The following is a 16436-nucleotide window of genomic DNA, read 5'->3' as shown; positions in this document are numbered from 1 at the left end:
CGGATTCATAACCTGCCATGCCCCTTCGCCTTGCGACGTTCAATATCGAAAACCTGATGGCCCGATTCGATTTTTCCGGCTTCCGCAAGCAGTGGCGGCAGGACAGGGTCGTGCGCATGTTCGGCGTGGAGGATCAGGAGCTCTACAAGGATCTGGAGCAGGCGCGGCTGATCTCCGAGACCGATGATACCCGCCAGCTTTCAGCGCTGGCGATTGCGGAGACCGGCGCCGATATCCTGTGTCTGCAGGAGGTCGACGACATGTCGGCGCTCAACGCCTTCGAGGAAAACTATCTCTACCGCATGCTCGGCAAGGGCTATAAGCGCAAGGTCCTGGTGGAGGGCAATGACAGCCGCGGCATCGATGTGGCGGTGATGATGCGCGAGGAAACCCGCGACGGGGCGGCGATCGAACTCGTCGACGTGCGCAGCCATGCCCTCATGACCTATCAGGATCTCGATCTTTACTCTGCGGAGATCGCGGCGACCAACCAGCCGCAGGATCGGATCTTCCGGCGTGACTGCCTCGAGCTCGAGCTTCGCATCGGCGGCGTGCCTCTGACGCTGTACACCGTGCATTTCAAGTCGATGACGACATCGCGCGAGGACAAGGATGGCAGGCTGGCGACCATGCCGGTTCGCACGGCGGAGGCCCGCGCGGTCCGCCACATTATCGAGCAGCGCTTCGGACGGCACCTTGCAGAGGCAAATTTTGCCATTTGCGGCGACATGAATGATTATCAGGAACGCGTGAAGGTGATTGGCGACCGGATTGACGGCTACAGGTTCGAGCCGGTCGAGGAAGCCGTCAGCGCGCTCGACATTTTCAGCCATGACGGTTTTGCCGAAAACATCGTGCGTCGCCGCCCGCTGATGGACAGGTGGACGCTCTATCACGCCCGGGGGCCGGAGGAGCAGCATCTGTGCCAACTGGATTATATCTGGCTGTCGCCGCGTCTGGCCCGCCGCAATCCCGACGCCGTTCCCGCCATTATCCGCAAGGGGCAACCCTATCGCACGGTCTTTCCGCCGGATCAGGCGGTCGAGCGTTTTCCGCGCACGGGCTGGGACCGGCCCAAGGCCTCGGATCACTGCCCGGTCGTCGTGTCGCTGGAGATTGCATGACGATCGAGGCGTCACACGGCTGTACCGGTTTTGCGATCTTTTACCCTCCGCAGTACCCTTGAGGGCCAGCGGCAAAACCTCAGGGACCGACGATCACGTTATAATGCCCGCCGATTCTCGATTTGTGCCATGGGAGCCTCGAAGTCGCGGCAGATGGGAAGCAGATGTCCACTATAAACCACTGGCCGCCGGATGGCGAAATCCTCGCGGTGGAGCGGGTCGAGATGCGGCTGGAGCCCGGCCCCTTCGCGTTTTCCGTGCGGGAAGGTGCGGCCATAGGCGAGAACTGGGCGCGGGAACTGGCCGCCAATCCATCGCTCTTCAATGGCGACGTGCTGATGCAGGAGGAGGTCGCGCTTGAAGAGGGTGTGGTGCGGGCGCGGGCGAAGATGACCGATTTCGCCACCATCCTGTGGTGGCGACGCCAGTCACCGCCGTCCAGCGGACGCAGCCTGGTTGCCAGCGCCGTTCCGATTTCCTCCGATGGGGCGGCGATCATCATCCGCATGGCAGCGCATACGGCCAATGCCGGGAAGATCTGCTTTGCGGCGGGATCGCTCGACGCCTCCGACCTTCGCGCCGATGGCAGCGTGGATGTGGAAGGCAGCATGAGTCGCGAGCTTTTCGAGGAGACCGGACTCGCAACGGCGCAGGCCGAGGCGGATCCCGTTCTCTACGCCACTGCACTTCGGCGGCGACACTTCGTCTTTCGCTTCTTCCGCTTCCCCTGGACAGCCAGTGAGATCTGCGAACGAGTCGCGGCACATATGGCCCGCGAGTTGGAACCGGAAATCGATGAGGTGCGGGCGGTGCGCAGTCCCGATGAGGTGACGGAGGACTTCGATCCGCTGTCGCGGCTGATCCTGCCGTTCTTTTTCGGCGGAGAGGGCCGAATGGCGGGTTGAAGCCGCGGTCTGTCTCGGGCAGGTTGTCCGGCCACGGAATGATCCGGTCCAAGACAGTTCGAGGAGGTTGGTTTGGGGCTGCGTTACGCGATTTATGACGTCTTCACCGAAACCCGGCTGGCGGGAAATCCGCTTGCGGTGATTTTCGAGGCGGACGCTCTGTCCGACGATGCAATGCAGGCCATTGCCAAGGAAATGAACCTGTCGGAAACGGTTTTCCTGCGCCGGGCGGACAATCCGGCCCATGCGGCGCGGCTGCGGATTTTTACGCCCGGGCGGGAATTGCCCTTTGCCGGACATCCGACAGTGGGTGCGGCGATCGCCATTTGCGAGGCGGCCTATCCCGATAGCCGTCCCGATTTCGATGTCGTTTCGGTGCTGGAGGAAAATGTCGGGCCGGTCCGCTGCGCCGTGCGGCTCTCCGGCGAGGGTGCAAGCTTTGCGGAATTCGATCTGCCGCGCAACCCGACCCGCACCGATCTCAACCTGGACCGCCAGGGCCTGGTGGATGCGCTCGGCGTGAAGCTTGGCGATCTCGGCTTCGAGAATCACGTGCCGGCGATCTGGAGCGCCGGCGTTCCCTTCCTCATGCTGCCGCTGACCAATCTCGCTGCCGTCCAGGCCGTCGAATTCGATCCTGTATTGTGGGAAAAGGCGGCTCCGCTGGTCGAGGGGCATCTTGCCTCTGCCTATATCTATTGTCGCGGCGGCGTGCACCATGCCGCGAAACTGCACGCCCGAATGTTTTCGCCTGATATGGGCATCGCCGAAGACCCGGCGACCGGCGGCGCCGTGGCCGCCCTTGCGGGCGCCATTCACCAGTTCGACGGCCTGCCGGACGGTCTGCATCCGATTCTGGTCGAACAGGGCGTGGAAATGGGCCGGCCCTCCTATATCCACCTTCATATCGATGTGAAGGACGGCGCCATTGCGCGTGCTCGTATCGGTGGCCAGGCGGTGCGGCTCGCGGCAGGGGAGATTTTTCTCTAAAATCTGACCATGTCTCCGGAACCTTATCTGCCGCCCGGCGTTTTGGCGGCGAGCGGGAGAAGGACATGCAAAACATCATCACATGGCAGCTGAGCGGTGCCTCTATCCACAGGGATAGTGCACGAGGGCTTAAGGCTGCGCGGAACGGGCTTGAATGGGGCCGATCTTGATGCTGCATATCCGTTAGCCGGCCGGGCTCGGTGCGGCAGTTCCGCTTGCGGTAGAAGACAGGCTCTTCACCGCGGGCTTTTCTTTCATCACATTATTGCCGTCTCGGTCAGGCCTAAGCCTCGACCGGCACCACCGGAGCGGTGGGGCCAGAAGACTGAAATTTGCAGGAGTTCCCATGATCAGAAGCGAGAAGAGGCCCAGCGACGAGGCACTCAATTCTGAGGATTTGGCAAAATGCCAGCTGGTGTTCGAACGGCTGAAGGCCGAGATCTGCATTGGCGACGATCAGGACGAGATCAATCGGCTCGCCGCCATCACCATCGAGCTTTACCGGCAGGGCGTGCGGCGCGAGGAGCAGTTGCGCGAAATGGTGGCGGCCGCCCGCGGCCATTGATGTGACGGGCGGGTGACGGATCGACTGTCTCGGCCATAAAGGGCCGGGTGGCCGCAGATCGCGGCAGGTATGGATGCAGAAGAGGGCGCGGTTCTATGGAGCCGCGCCCTCTTCTCATGTCGGCTTCTGCCGCGCCCGCCTGCCGCGCTGTCCTGTCGCATCTGGCGGCGGCAGGGCGGGCGCTTCCGATCGGCCCCTGATGCTCGGGATCCACGTGACGGCGAACCGTATCAGGCGAAACAGGTCTCTCTTCTGCGCGACTTGCGCCCCTGTACCGCCCGCCGCATCTTGCCGTTTACGTAAACTGCGGTTTATAACGGCGAAGATGGTCGTGCCGGGATCCGGCATGGCCAAGTGCCATCCTGGGGAGGACATCATGCCATTGCCATCGCGCTTTTCGACACTTCGCCTGCCGGCCGTGGCAGCGCCGATGTTCCTGGCCTCCGGCCCCGACCTGGTGATCGAAACCTGCCGCTCCGGCCTTGTCGGCACATTTCCCGCCCTCAACCAACGCAGCACGGAGGGGTTTGTCGACTGGCTGACGGAGATTCGCAGCCGGCTGGAGGGCGAGCCGCAGGCCGCGCCTTATGGCGTCAACCTCATCGTCCACCGCTCCAACCCGCGCATCGAGGCGGATCTGAAGGCTGTGGTCGACAACAAGGTGCCGCTGGTCATCACCTCTCTCGGGGCTGTGCCGGATGTGGTAAAGGCGGTCCATTCCTATGGCGGCCTGGTTTTTCACGATGTCATCAGCCGCCGGCATGCCGAAAAGGCGGCGGAAGCCGGCGTCGACGGCATTATCGCGGTCTGCGCGGGTGCCGGCGGGCATGCGGGAACGCTCAGTCCCTTCGCCCTCATTCCCGAAATCCGCTCCTTCTTCTCGGGGACGATCCTTCTGTCGGGCGCGATCAGCAATGGCGCGCAGATTGCAGCGGCGCGGCTGATAGGCGCCGATCTCGCTTATCTCGGGACACGCTTTCTGGTGACGCAGGAATCCATGGTGAGTGCGGAGCAGAAGCGCATGACCATGGAGGCACGGGCCGGCGATATCGTCTATACCGACGCGATTTCCGGCGTGAACGCGAATTTCCTGCGCCAGAGCATTGTGGCGGCCGGGCTTGATCCGGCAAATCTTGTTTCGCATGGGCCGATGGACATGGCGAATGAAGCCAAGGCCTGGAAAAATGTCTGGTCGGCCGGGCAGGGCGTTGCAGCCATTGCGGATATACCCTCTGCCGCCGAACTCTGCGAGCGGCTGATCGAGGAATATGCCGCGGCCATGCGCCAGGCGCAGGCGGACCCCTACATCAAAGCCTGAGCGGCGAAACAGCCCCGCCTTAGACACGGGACCGGCCCTTCGATACGCTGACCCGCCCAGCAGAATTCCCACGGGTCCAGGCGCGTCACATCCTTGTTACGCGCGGAACCCGGCGCGCCCGCGCTGCCCGCGAGAGCCTTGCCGGTTGAACAAGTCATTGAAGTTGCTCGGTTCCTGTGCCGCGCGCTCGCGCTTTCGTGATTGTTCGCAGAATGGACACAGTAAGGTTACCATTCGCGTGCTTGTGAGGGTGGAGCAGAAATCCCATTTCCAGGCTGCGTCACAATGATGGCGCCCTGAATGAAAGAAGGATATACTCCCATGAGAAAGCTCATTGCAGCTACCACTCTCGCCGCTCTTTTTACCGGCGCAACCGCCGCCCTCGCCATGAGCGATCCGGTTCCCAATTCCGATATTGCCGAGCAGGTCCGCGCCACGGAAGCGACGGCCCGTCTGACGAAATCCCCTCCGGGCTCGCCGGTCTATGATAAGGTCTATACCGGTGTCGCGACCTATAGCGTGACTTACACGGTGCAGCCGGACGGCAGCCTTAAGTTTGCCGGAAGTTCTCGTCTAGAAAGAGATTGACCGGAGCGGCGACTGTCTTCCGGACCATGAATGGAGCATTATGACATGAGAAACGTCATTGGTATCGCCATTGCAGCTTTGATTGGAGCGAGCACCGTCGTGTTCGCGGAAGACCTCGCCCAACCCTCGGATGGACGTCTCAGTATTCACTCCCCCGGCGTCTGGTTGTCCCAGACCGTGAGCGATCAGGGCAGGCTCTATCGCGAGAGCTATCAGGTTCAACCGGATCATACGCTCCGGTTGATGGATCGGGCCTCCCTGGCCCGATAGGATCCGGAGCATGTCGCGCAAGACCTGTGAATCGGGTTCGTGACATGCGCGGACACAAGATCTGGCGTGGATCCGTCGCTTGACAGATCGCAAAGCGTCCTCAAGCCCCGGTTCGGGAGAAAGCGCTAGAGACGGATGTCTCGGCGATTTTCCGAGCCTCTCCAGACATTCTGTTCCGACCCTGTTGCGGCAAACTCTTCGCGGCGTTCAAGCCGAGAGAGTGATTGCCGGAGCAGGGTCGTTTCGGTTTCGGCCATTCTCCGCTGCCTTCTCCATCGGCTATTTTCAACTGGCCATTTCGCCTTGACCATGGCCTCCGGTGAGCGGCCTGCACAGCCCCCCGGCCCGCACAGACTGGAAACGGCAGAGACTGGAAACAGCAGATACAGAAAAGGCTCCCGAAGGTATGATAACCTTGGGAGCCTCGGATCTTCGGGCTATTGATGTGCGTGCCGGCCAGGAGACCGGCAGGCGGATCATGCCATCGCTCTAGCCGCCGGTAGCGCGCCAGGCCATGTGGCCCGGGCAGCGGCGACCGGTTTAGCGGAAGGAGCGCGATGCTACGTTGCGAATGTCGTAGCGCGTCAGGCCGATGTCACTCAGCGCCTGGTTGGAGAGGCCGCTCAGTTCATTCATCGTACGACGATAGCTGATCCAGCTCTTTGCGAGACGAATCGGGTTCATGGGTTTTTCCTCGAATTTTCCAGGCTCACGCGGATTGTCCGGTGGCGATGCGTTCTTCTACACCCGACCGCCCAAAATGTGCACTGCAAAAGGCAGAATGCTGCTATGCATTTAAGCAGGATGATGATGAAAAATGCAGCTCAGGCTATTTGCTGGGCGTCGGTGGGCGCAGGGTCCCATCCGGCTTTCGGACAAACGGCAGGCGCCAGGCAGTCTGATGATTTGCTGTGCAAATGCATCGACAGGCCGCGCAGCGCGAACCGGATCTCCGCTAGTCCCCCCCGCTGATCCGATGAGGGACGGCGGAGCGAGGCCAGGCAGGAGGGCAGCGCTGGAGGAGGGGCCGGACATGAAGGTAGAAACATCGCAAAGGGCACAAAAAAACGCCCCCCGGATGGGAGGCGTTTTAGCCGGGCGGCGCAAAGGCCGCGGCGGAAAGCGACTGGATTAGAAGCCGACAGCCGTACGTGCTACGCGACGGATGTCGCTGCGGCCAATGCCGAGATCGCTGAGTTCGCGGTCCGACATGCGGCCAAGTTCAGTGATGGTCTGACGATACTTGCGCCAGTTGTTGAGCGAGCGTGCAATGTTCATGATGGTCTTCCTTTTCAGATGTTTGGGAGGCGTTTTTGTCTCCCGATCTCTTGAGGCTGACTATATTGCTGCGCTGCGCAATTAAAAAGCGCCGATCCCGTATGTCACCCATGCGCAAACTGCATTGCTGGTTGATAAAGCTTAAGGCCTGTGGCGAAATAATGGGCGAGAGCCTGAGGGAAAGCTACTGGCGCCACGGGTCGAAGACGACTTTCCAAGCCAAGGCCGCGTGGCGGGCTCTGTCGCGCTGGAGAAACGGGAGAGTGGGGACGATAGGTGCGTTTCAGAAGCAGGAGATTGGCCGGCGGCTGAAAACAATAACGCCCACCGGGGGAGGAGGTCCGGCGGGCGTCATTTGATGTGACTGGCGATTGGGAGGAGGAGGTCGCCAGTCTTTCGAGGGCCGCTGGGAGGAGGAGGTGCGGTGCCTCGAATTTCAGTGGCGAGTTATTCGCTCGCCGTTGAAGTCATAATAGCTGCAGACGTGAATTTGTGCAGTGCAATATTTGCAGGTAAGCCATACGCAGCTTGCATGGCTTCTGCTCGCTTATGATTCAATATAGGGCTATAATATTAGCAAATCGTAAAACACAGGCGGCCAGGTTGCGGCGGCGGGGGCGATGGCCTGCCTTTCGGCGCTCTCACTGGGGGAATGGGTGAACTCCTCCGTTCTGCGCGGAAAACTGCGAATTCAGGCCTGTCTCGCGGGCCTCTGTGTCATTTTTTCTTTGCGTGGGGAAAAAACGGTTGTTATAGAGACGCGCGCTCCGGAAGGCCTCTGCGCGAGGCGTTGTTTCGACGCGGCTTTGGGGCGCGGGTATGGTGAAATTGGTAGACACGCCAGATTTAGGTTCTGGTGCCGCAAGGCGTGGGAGTTCAAGTCTCTCTACCCGCACCAGTTCCGCGGCAGCTTCTGCCGCAGGCCTGATCCGACTGGCGGCTGTATGAGCCCCAGCGCAAACGAGATTGCATCGAAGCCACGACCGGCGACAGGTTCCGGCGTCGTGCTCATGGAAACCACGGCTGTGTGAGCACCGCCGCATGATATGAAGGTATGACAATGCAGGTTATCGAAACGCTCGCTGAAGGGCTGAAGCGCGAAATCAAGGTCGTAATCCCGGCCAAGGACATGGAGCAGCGCATGAACGAGCGCCTGGCGGAAGCCAAGGACAAAGTGCGCATCAATGGTTTCCGTCCTGGCAAGGTGCCGGTCGGTCATCTGAAGAAGATGTACGGCAAGTCGATCATGGCCGAGCTCGTCAACGAGATCGTCCGTGACCGGCCGAGCGCGATCCTGTCCGAGCGCGGCGAAAAGTCGGCAACCCAGCCGTCGATCTCGATGACCGAGGACGAGGCAGAGGCCGACAAGATTCTTTCGGCCGAAGCCGATTTCGAATTCACCCTGTCGTATGAAGTGATTCCGCCGATCGAATTGCAGCCGACCTCCGGCATCAAGGTGACGCGCGAAGTCGTCGACGTCACGGAAGAAGAAGTCACCGAGCAGATCCTCAAGATCGCCGAAAGCGCCCGCACCTACGAGACCAAGGACGGCGCGGCTGAGACGGGCGACCGCGTGACGATGAACTATCTCGGCAAGGTCGATGGCACTGCCTTCGACGGTGGCGCAGCCGAAGATGCCGAACTGGTCATCGGTTCCAACCGCTTCATCCCGGGCTTCGAAGACCAGCTCGTGGGCGTGAAGGCTGGCGACGAAAAGACCATCACGGTCACCTTCCCGTCGGAATATCCGGCAGCCAACCTTGCCGGCAAGGAAGCCACCTTCGACATCACCGTCAAGGACGTGGCGGCTCCTGCCGAAACCGAGCTGAATGACGACCTGGCTTCCAAGCTCGGCGTCGAATCGCTCGACAAGCTCAAGGAAATCGTTCGCGATCAGATCCAGGGCCAGTACGGCAATGTGACCCGCCAGAAGGTGAAGCGTCAGATCCTCGACCAGCTGGACGAGCTCTACAAGTTCGAAACGCCTGCCGGCCTGGTGGATGCCGAGTTCGACAATATCTGGCGCCAGATCAACACGGACCTGCAGCAGTCGGGCAAGACCTTTGCCGACGAAGACACGACCGAAGAGGAAGCCCGCGAAGAATATCGCAAGCTTGCCGAGCGTCGCGTTCGCCTGGGCCTCGTTCTCTCCGAAATCGGCGAGAAGGCCGGCGTAGAGGTGACGGAAGAGGAAATGCAGCGCGCGCTCTATGCGCAGCTCCAGCAGTTCCCGGGCCAGCAGAAGGAAATCCTCGATTTCTTCCGCAACACGCCGGGCGCCGCCGCGTCCCTGCGCGCGCCGATCTTCGAAGAGAAGGTCATCGACCAGCTCCTGTCGGAAATCGACGTGACGGACAAGACGGTCTCCAAGGAAGAGCTCCTGGCCGAAGACGAAGATGAGGACGGCGAAGCCGCTCCGAAGTCTGAAAAGAAGAAGGCCGCTCCGAAGAAGAAGGCCGCCAAGGCAGAAGCTGCCGAAGGCGAAGAGGCTGCCGCTCCGAAGAAGAAGGCTGCTCCGAAGAAGAAGGCCGCCGAGGGCGACGCCGAGTAAGCGTTGGATCGATCGAGATCTGCATGAACCCCTGGCAGCAATGCCGGGGGTTTTTCGTGTTCGGGTAGGGCGGTCGCTGCGTTTGCGGTTCCGGTTTATACGATTGGCCGCGCCAGTCTTGACCGCTGCGGTTCGCTCTGGAGTATCAGGAAGATCGATGGGTGCGAGGTCGCGGTCTTAGAACCCGGGTTCCCGGGATGCGCAAAAGCCGTCTTGGCGACCTTCAAGGCTTGTGACTGTGTTCGGGCGCTCGGTTTCGCGGCTGACCCTGAAGCAGGGCGGGGCTCACCAACTCATGCGAGTAGGGGGTCCGCGAGCCCCTGACCGGCGTCATGCCGGCTGAGGTCATAATCCTCAGCTTCTGCGCCGGCTCAAGACCGCGGGGCCCTGAGGCCCGCCAAAGCTGCCTCCACCCTTAAATTTCCATAAATGCCTGCATCGATATGGCGCACCGTATCCTCCATCGCCCAGCCGAACTGCCAGGCATGGAAGAGTTCCGCTGCATCCTCGTCGCGGGGACATTGTCCCGCGCAGTCGGCAAAGGGATTGTCGGCGAGAGGTTGACCGAGGATGCGGGCTTTGGACCCACGTTCCTGTATGTCCAAAAGCGACTCAAAATTCATGCGCTTCACCTTCCGAGAGCAGCGCCTTCTATGTGGCGCCCAACCGGCTCGCAAGGTGAAAATGTGATTGGTTGGCACTTTATTTTATTTGTCTGAAATCGAACAAAGCCTAGACGAATCAAGGACTTCTTGTTCGCAACCTGCGGCTGTCCCATCGGCGTCCGATCACACGCGGATCACACGCTTATCACATGCCCGCTCCAATGCATCACGCGAGGGTTAATCTGAGGAGGTCCGGCTCCGTCATTTGACGGGAACATTCGGTGCTAAAGGTGATTTTGTATCATCTCATCAAGGTGGTAGCATGGCTCTCTATCAATTCAGTCTCGGCAGCGATGAGGTCACGACGACCGATATTGCTGTCATCGAGCTCTCCTCGCCCGCTGATGTCGTGGAGGAGGCGGGCCGGATCCTGGCCGATATGGCGCGCGACGAATTGCGCGGGCGCGATCGCGCCTCCGTTTTCCTGATCGTGCAGGACGATGAGGGGCGGCCGGTCTTCGTCTCCAATCTCTCGTTTGCGGCAGTCTTTCCCTCCACAGTGCCGACCAAGGGTCATTAGGCGCCTTTGCCGGCCAGCCTTGGGAGGCGCGCAAGGGCGCGCCCTTGTGACGTGCAAACGGCCCGGATGAGAGGTCCGAGCCGTCAACAGTGTCCAGGACTGTCCCGTCAGGTGCGGATCGAAGGCCTTGGCCCCCGATCCGACCTTTCTGTCTGTTCGCTCTCTTCCGTCAGCTCTCCCATTTCAGGAAGATGGTGGAGAGCGGCGGAAGCGTCAGTACCAGCGACTGGCCGTGGCCATGGGCGGCCTGCGGCTCGCTCCAGGCCTCCACATTGCCGAGATTGGAGCCGCCATAGACGCCGGCGTCGGTATTCAGGATCTCGCGCCAGCGGCCTTCCACGGGCACGCCAACGCGGTAAGCCTGGCGGGGCACCGGTGTCAGATTGCTGATGGCGAGGATGAGGCCGGTCTTATCCTCTGATTTCCGGAGCATGCCGAACACCGAATTCGCCGCGTCATCGCCGATGATCCATTCGAATCCCTCGGGGTGCAGATCGCCGTATTGCAGCGCCGGCTCCGTGCTGTAGAGCCGGTTCAGGTCGCCGATCAGGCGCTGCAACCCGGCATGGTCAGGCCGGTCGAGCAGGTCCCAATGCAGGGATGCGTCGTGATTCCACTCGCTCATCTGGCCAATTTCGCCGCCCATGAACAGCAGCTTCTTGCCGGGATGAGCCCACATGAAACCGAAATAGGCGCGCAGATTGGCCATTTTCTGCCAATGATCGCCCGGCATCTTGCCCACCAGCGAGCCTTTGCCATGGACCACCTCGTCATGGCTGAGCGGCAGCATGAAGCGCTCCGAATAGGCGTAAACCATGCCGAAGGTCATCATGCCATGATGATATTGCCGGAAGAGCGGCTCCTTCTCCATGTAGTGGAGCGTGTCGTGCATCCATCCCATGTTCCACTTAAAATCGAAGCCGAGGCCGCCCTGTTCCACAGGCTTGGTGACGCCCGGCCAGGCGGTGGATTCCTCCGCCACGGTGAAAGCATGCGCGCAGCGATCATGGATGATGCTGTTCAGGTGTTTGAAGAACTCGACCGATTCCAGGTTCTCGCGGCCGCCATACTGGTTGGGTATCCATTCGCCGGCATTTCTCGAATAGTCGCGGTAGAGCATGGAGGCAACGGCATCGACGCGCAGCGCGTCGATGTGGAAATGCTCCAGCCATTCCAGTGCCGAGGCCAGGAGGAAACCTTTCACCTCGTTGCGGCCGAGATTGTAGATCAGCGTGTTCCAGTCCTTGTGGAATCCTTCGCGGGGATCTTCGTGCTCGTAGAGCGCCGTTCCGTCGAACCGGGCCAGGCCCCAGATATCGGTCGGGAAATGGGCGGGAACCCAGTCGAGGATGACGCCGATGCCGCTGGCATGGCAGCGATCGATGAAATAGGCGAAATCTTCCGGCGTTCCGTAGCGGCCGGTCGGCGCGAACAGGCCTAGCGGCTGATAGCCCCAGGAGCCGCCGAAGGGATGCTCCATGATCGGCAGAAGCTCGATATGCGTGAAGCCGAGCCGCTTTGCATAGGGCACCAAGCGCTGGCTGAGCTCCACCCAGTCAAGCGAGCGATTGTTCTCTTCCGCGATCCGCAGCCAGGAGCCCAGATGGACCTCGTAGACAGAGATCGCTCCCTCGCCGGAGCGCCGCTCGGGCGCCTTGCGCATCCAGTCGTCATCGGTCCAGCGGAAGGGCTGGCTGGATGCGACGATGGATGCCGTGGCCGGGGCCGGTTCGCTCGCCCGGGCCACCGGGTCGGCCTTTTGCGGCAGGACCTGCCCATGCGCGTCGACAATTTCGTATTTGTAGCGATCGCCCGGGCCAAGCCGAGGCACGAACAATTCCCATACGCCGGATGACTGGCGAAGGCGCATCGGGTGACGGCGGCCGTCCCAGGCATTGAAATCGCCGACGACGGAGACGCGGCGCGCATTGGGTGCCCAGACGGCGAAGCGGACGCCGGCCACGCCATCGACATCCATGGCGCGGGCGCCGAGCGTGCGTCCGAGATCGTAATGCGTTCCCTGGCCGATCAGGTGCAGGTCCAGATCGCCGAGCAGCAGGCCGAAGGAATAGGGATCTTCCGTTTCCTGCACCGCATCCGGCCAGCGGATGCGATAGAGATAGCTGCCGCCGCTATCCACTGCCGCGGCAAAGACGCCGGCGGGGTGGATCGTGTGCATCTTGCCCTTGACGCCGCCGCCATCACGGCTCAGCACCTCGACGCCCTCTGCCCCCGGCAGAAAGGCGCGGATGATCGTGGCGCCCTGGGCAGGATGCGGGCCCAGAATGGCGAAGGGGTCGCCATGGCGGCCATCCACCAGAGCATCGAGCGCTTGGCGATCGATCCCGGTCATCAGTTCAGAGCGTTCCAAATTCATGAGTTCTTCTCCGTCAGCCTGTCCACGATCGCGGCAAAGCCGCTCAGCGGGATCGGCAGCCATTTCGGCCGGTTGCGGGCTTCGTAGCCAATTTCATAGGCTGCCTTTTCGAGCAGGTAGAGGTCGAGCATCCGCTGGCGCTTCTCGGGATCGGTGGCAAGTGCCGCCGATGCCTCGCTGGCGGCGAAATAGGCATCCAAGAAGGCCTGTTCCGCCCTTTCGATGAAGCCGCGCACCAGGGCCTCGCGGTCCGGGTTCTCGGTATCGTTGACGGCTTCGGTCTCCAGATCTGCCGTGGCGGCAAGATAGCTCAGCGATCTGAGAAGGCCTGCGACGTCACGCAGGGGAATGGTCTTGGCCCGGCGTTCGGACAGATCGCGCGCCGGCTCGCCCTCGAAGTCGATGATATACGCATCCGCTTCGGCGACCAGCACCTGGCCCAGGTGGAAATCGCCGTGGTTGCGGATCATCAGGGAGCCTTCGGCAGCCTTGGCCAGATCGGCGGCAAGCGCCAGCAACTGGTCGCGGCGCGACAGGAGCCGATCCACCACTGCCGCCGTCTGCGGCTCCAGTTCCGCTTTGGCGTTCTCGAGAATGGCAAGCGCCTTTTCGATCTGGCCGACGGCACTTACCCGCCAGAATTCGACATTTTCGGGTTTGGCCGGAAGCGGACGGAAATCCTCGTCATCGGTCTCCTGCGCCAGTGCGGCATGCAATTCGCCAAGCCGGGTGCCGATGGTTGCGGACATGGCGAGCAGGGGATGCAGCATGTCCTCGATCGCATCTTCGCCCGCCTGTGTCAGGCCAATATCATCCAGCGCCCGGCGCAGGTTGGTCAGCATCCAGTTCCAGGCATCACCCTGGTTGCGGATCGCCCCCTGAACGAGGATCAAGGTGAAGCGCGAGCCGTCCGGTGCCGTCCGTGCCACCTCGCCGAGCAGCGGCGCGGTGTTCTTGTAACCGACCTTGGTGAGATAGCGCGTCATTTCCACTTCGGGATGGATTCCCGGGAAGATGTGCCGGATCAGCTTCACCATGGCCATGTCGCCGACGATGAGCGAGCTGTTGGATTGCTCGGCCGAAAGCCAGCGCACCGTCATATCCTCGCTCAGCGTCATGCAGTCGAGCTGTTCGCTACCGAGATATTCCAGCGTGCCAGCGCGGCCGGAAATCACCGAGCGCTCGCACAATCCGCGGATGACGCCGCGCGCCAGGGCCTCGACGGCAAAGCCATCGGTGAGATAGCCGACGCGACGACCCTGCCGGATGCGTGCCAGCGCCAATTGCTGCGCCAGGGCCGAGGGCTGCTGCTCGTCCCATACGGGGGTCAGCGGCAGCAGATAGGTCTCGGTATGGCCCTCCAGCTCGGCTTCGAGTTCGCAAAGCATGATGTTGTGGGTAAAGCCCATCGGCGTTGCCGCCACCAGGCGCGCACTTTTCAGCGTCTCGCCCTTGGAGCCGAACCAGCGGCGCTTTCCGAGATAGGCCGGCAGCACGTCGCGGGAGAGCATGTCCGAAAGCCGGCCTTCGTCGACGAGTTCGGTCAGGTCGCGGCGCACCACAAGTGTGGTCAGGTCGGCCATCTGCTCCGGCGGTTCGGTGCGCCAGGCGGGTCCGTCTGATTCCGCCACCAGCTGGAACCAGTAGAAGGAAAAGGGCGGCAGCGTCAGGAGATAGGTCAGCTGTCCGATCGGCGGGAAGGGCGACATGCCGGTGAGCTCGATCGGGACTCGTCCTTCGAACTCGGAAAGGTCCAGCTCCACCGCCTGCGGCAGCCGCGACAGATTTGCGACGCAGAGCAGTGTCTCGCCCTCATGCTCGCGTAGATAAGCGAGGATCTTGCGGTTGCCGGGTGTCAGGAAGCGCAGCGAACCGCGACCAAAGGCCGGGTGGCGTCCCCGCAGGGCCAGCATGCGGCGGGTCCAGTTCAGCAGGGAATGCGCGTCAGCGCTTTGCGCTTCGACATTCAGGGCTTCATAGCCGTAGAGCGGGTCCATGACCGGCGGCAGAACCAGGCGCGCGGGATCGGCGCGGGAAAAGCCGCCATTGCGGTCCGGCGACCATTGCATGGGCGTGCGCACGCCGTCGCGATCGCCGAGATAGATATTGTCACCCATGCCGATTTCATCGCCGTAATAGATCACAGGCGTTCCGGGCATGGAGAGAAGCAGGCCGTTCATCAGCTCGACCCGTCGGCGATCCCGCTCCATCAGAGGCGCCAGGCGGCGGCGGATGCCGAGATTGATGCGGGCGCGCCGATCGGCGGCGTAGATGTTCCACAGGTAATCGCGCTCTTCATCCGTCACCATTTCGAGGGTCAACTCGTCGTGATTGCGCAGGAAGATCGCCCATTGGCAATTCTCCGGAATTTCCGGCGTCTGGCGCATGATGTCGGTGATGGGAAAACGGTCTTCCTTGGCAATGGCCATGTACATTCGGGGCATCAGCGGGAAGTGGAAGGCCATATGGCATTCGTCGCCATTGCCGAAATATTCGCGCGTATCTTCCGGCCACTGATTGGCCTCGGCCAGCAGCATCTTGCCGGGATGGGTGGCATCCAGTGCAGCGCGGATCTTGCGCAGGATGTCGTGCGTTTCCGGAAGGTTTTCGTTGATCGTGCCTTCACGCTCGACGAGATAGGGAATGGCATCAAGACGAAAGCCGTCTATGCCCGTCTCCAGCCAGAAGCGCATGACCGTCAGCAATTCTTCCAGCACCTGAGGATTGTCGAAATTCAGGTCGGGCTGGTGTGAATAGAAGCGATGCCAGTAATAGGCGCCCGCCACCGGATCCCAGGTCCAGTTGGATTTCTCCGTGTCGAGGAAGATGATGCGCGTTTCGGGAAATTTCTGATCGGTGTCCGACCAGACGTAGAAATCCCGCTCCGGCGACCCGGGCGGCGCATTGCGGGCGCGCTGGAACCAGGGATGCTCGTCGGACGTGTGGTTGATCACCAGCTCGATGATCACCTGGATATTGCGCTGATGCGCGGCATCGACGAAGGCACGGAAATCCTCCATCGTCCCGTAGTCCGGGCTGACATTGCCGTAATCGGCAATATCGTAACCATCGTCCCGGCGCGGCGAGGGGAAGAAGGGCAAAAGCCAGATGGCTGTCGCACCGAGCGACGCGATGTGGTCGATCTTCTCCGTCAGTCCGGCGAAATCGCCAATGCCGTCACCATTGCTGTCATAGAAGGATTTCACATGCAGCTGGTAAATGATGGAATCCTTGTACCAGAGCAAATTGGGATCGCTCTGCACCTGTTGGCCTTGCGTCATATCC

At 61.5% G+C, this 16436-nt stretch carries 14 protein-coding genes and 1 tRNA gene; 10 read left to right on the top strand and 5 right to left on the bottom strand.

Annotated features, from left to right (window positions below):
- The first annotated feature begins 17 nt into the window (after positions 1-17).
- The 7 genes from QTJ18_RS15010 to QTJ18_RS14980 all read left to right on the top strand — a co-directional run bounded on the left by QTJ18_RS15010 (position 18) and on the right by QTJ18_RS14980 (position 5760).
- Positions 18-1124, top strand: coding sequence for an endonuclease/exonuclease/phosphatase family protein (locus tag QTJ18_RS15010; RefSeq protein ID WP_252750997.1), 1107 nt, complete (start codon positions 18-20; stop codon positions 1122-1124).
- Positions 1125-1288: 164 nt separating this feature from the next.
- Positions 1289-2029, top strand: a complete 741-nt coding sequence (locus tag QTJ18_RS15005) for an NUDIX domain-containing protein (protein ID WP_252750996.1) — start codon at positions 1289-1291, stop codon at positions 2027-2029.
- A 72-nt stretch (positions 2030-2101) separates the two neighbouring features.
- Positions 2102-3019: a PhzF family phenazine biosynthesis protein gene (locus QTJ18_RS15000; RefSeq protein WP_252750995.1), complete on the top strand. Its 918-nt coding sequence runs from the start codon at positions 2102-2104 to the stop codon at positions 3017-3019.
- A 346-nt stretch (positions 3020-3365) separates the two neighbouring features.
- Complete coding sequence (locus QTJ18_RS14995; protein WP_252750994.1) at positions 3366-3584, top strand: hypothetical protein; 219 nt, start codon at positions 3366-3368, stop codon at positions 3582-3584.
- A gap of 376 nt (positions 3585-3960) precedes the next feature.
- On the top strand, positions 3961-4902 hold the full coding sequence (locus tag QTJ18_RS14990; RefSeq protein WP_252750993.1) for an NAD(P)H-dependent flavin oxidoreductase: 942 nt from the start codon (positions 3961-3963) through the stop codon (positions 4900-4902).
- Positions 4903-5223: 321 nt separating this feature from the next.
- Entirely contained in the window at positions 5224-5490 is a 267-nt protein-coding gene (locus tag QTJ18_RS14985; protein ID WP_252750992.1) for a hypothetical protein, read from the top strand.
- A 45-nt stretch (positions 5491-5535) separates the two neighbouring features.
- Positions 5536-5760: a hypothetical protein gene (locus QTJ18_RS14980; protein WP_252750991.1), complete on the top strand. Its 225-nt coding sequence runs from the start codon at positions 5536-5538 to the stop codon at positions 5758-5760.
- Positions 5761-6300: 540 nt separating this feature from the next.
- Here the strand turns inward: QTJ18_RS14980 and QTJ18_RS14975 are convergent.
- Both QTJ18_RS14975 and QTJ18_RS14970 read right to left on the bottom strand, forming a co-directional pair.
- Complete coding sequence (locus tag QTJ18_RS14975; protein WP_252750990.1) at positions 6301-6444, bottom strand: DUF1127 domain-containing protein; 144 nt, start codon at positions 6442-6444, stop codon at positions 6301-6303.
- 447 nt (positions 6445-6891) lie between these two features.
- Positions 6892-7038, bottom strand: coding sequence for a DUF1127 domain-containing protein (locus tag QTJ18_RS14970; RefSeq protein ID WP_252750989.1), 147 nt, complete (start codon positions 7036-7038; stop codon positions 6892-6894).
- Positions 7039-7851: 813 nt separating this feature from the next.
- On the opposite strand from QTJ18_RS14970, the gene QTJ18_RS14965 reads away from it, so the two are divergent.
- Positions 7852-7936 (top strand) — tRNA-Leu (locus tag QTJ18_RS14965).
- Between the two features lie 162 nt (positions 7937-8098).
- Complete coding sequence (gene tig, locus QTJ18_RS14960) at positions 8099-9589, top strand: trigger factor (protein ID WP_252751344.1); 1491 nt, start codon at positions 8099-8101, stop codon at positions 9587-9589.
- Positions 9590-9960: 371 nt separating this feature from the next.
- On the opposite strand, the gene QTJ18_RS14955 is transcribed toward tig, so the two are convergent.
- Positions 9961-10212 (bottom strand): hypothetical protein, encoded by a 252-nt coding sequence (locus QTJ18_RS14955; protein ID WP_252750988.1) that lies wholly within the window; start codon positions 10210-10212, stop codon positions 9961-9963.
- A 304-nt stretch (positions 10213-10516) separates the two neighbouring features.
- Between QTJ18_RS14955 and QTJ18_RS14950 the strand changes: the two genes are divergently transcribed.
- Positions 10517-10774: a DUF6894 family protein gene (locus QTJ18_RS14950; RefSeq protein WP_252750987.1), complete on the top strand. Its 258-nt coding sequence runs from the start codon at positions 10517-10519 to the stop codon at positions 10772-10774.
- A 169-nt stretch (positions 10775-10943) separates the two neighbouring features.
- Here the strand turns inward: QTJ18_RS14950 and glgB are convergent, their stop codons facing one another.
- Together glgB and treS are read right to left on the bottom strand one after the other, a co-directional pair.
- Positions 10944-13151 (bottom strand): 1,4-alpha-glucan branching protein GlgB, encoded by a 2208-nt coding sequence (glgB, locus tag QTJ18_RS14945; protein ID WP_252750986.1) that lies wholly within the window; start codon positions 13149-13151, stop codon positions 10944-10946.
- Positions 13148-16432: a maltose alpha-D-glucosyltransferase gene (gene treS, locus QTJ18_RS14940; protein ID WP_489667170.1), complete on the bottom strand. Its 3285-nt coding sequence runs from the start codon at positions 16430-16432 to the stop codon at positions 13148-13150. The genes glgB and treS overlap by 4 nt, the downstream gene beginning before the upstream one ends.
- Between the last annotated feature and the right edge of the window lie 4 nt (positions 16433-16436).

The organism is Rhizobium sp. SSA_523, assembly GCF_030435705.1.
Classification (GTDB): Bacteria; Pseudomonadota; Alphaproteobacteria; order Rhizobiales; family Rhizobiaceae; genus Neorhizobium.
Note: the sequence above shows the minus strand (reverse complement) of the source record. Positions and strands in the feature narration are given on the sequence as shown.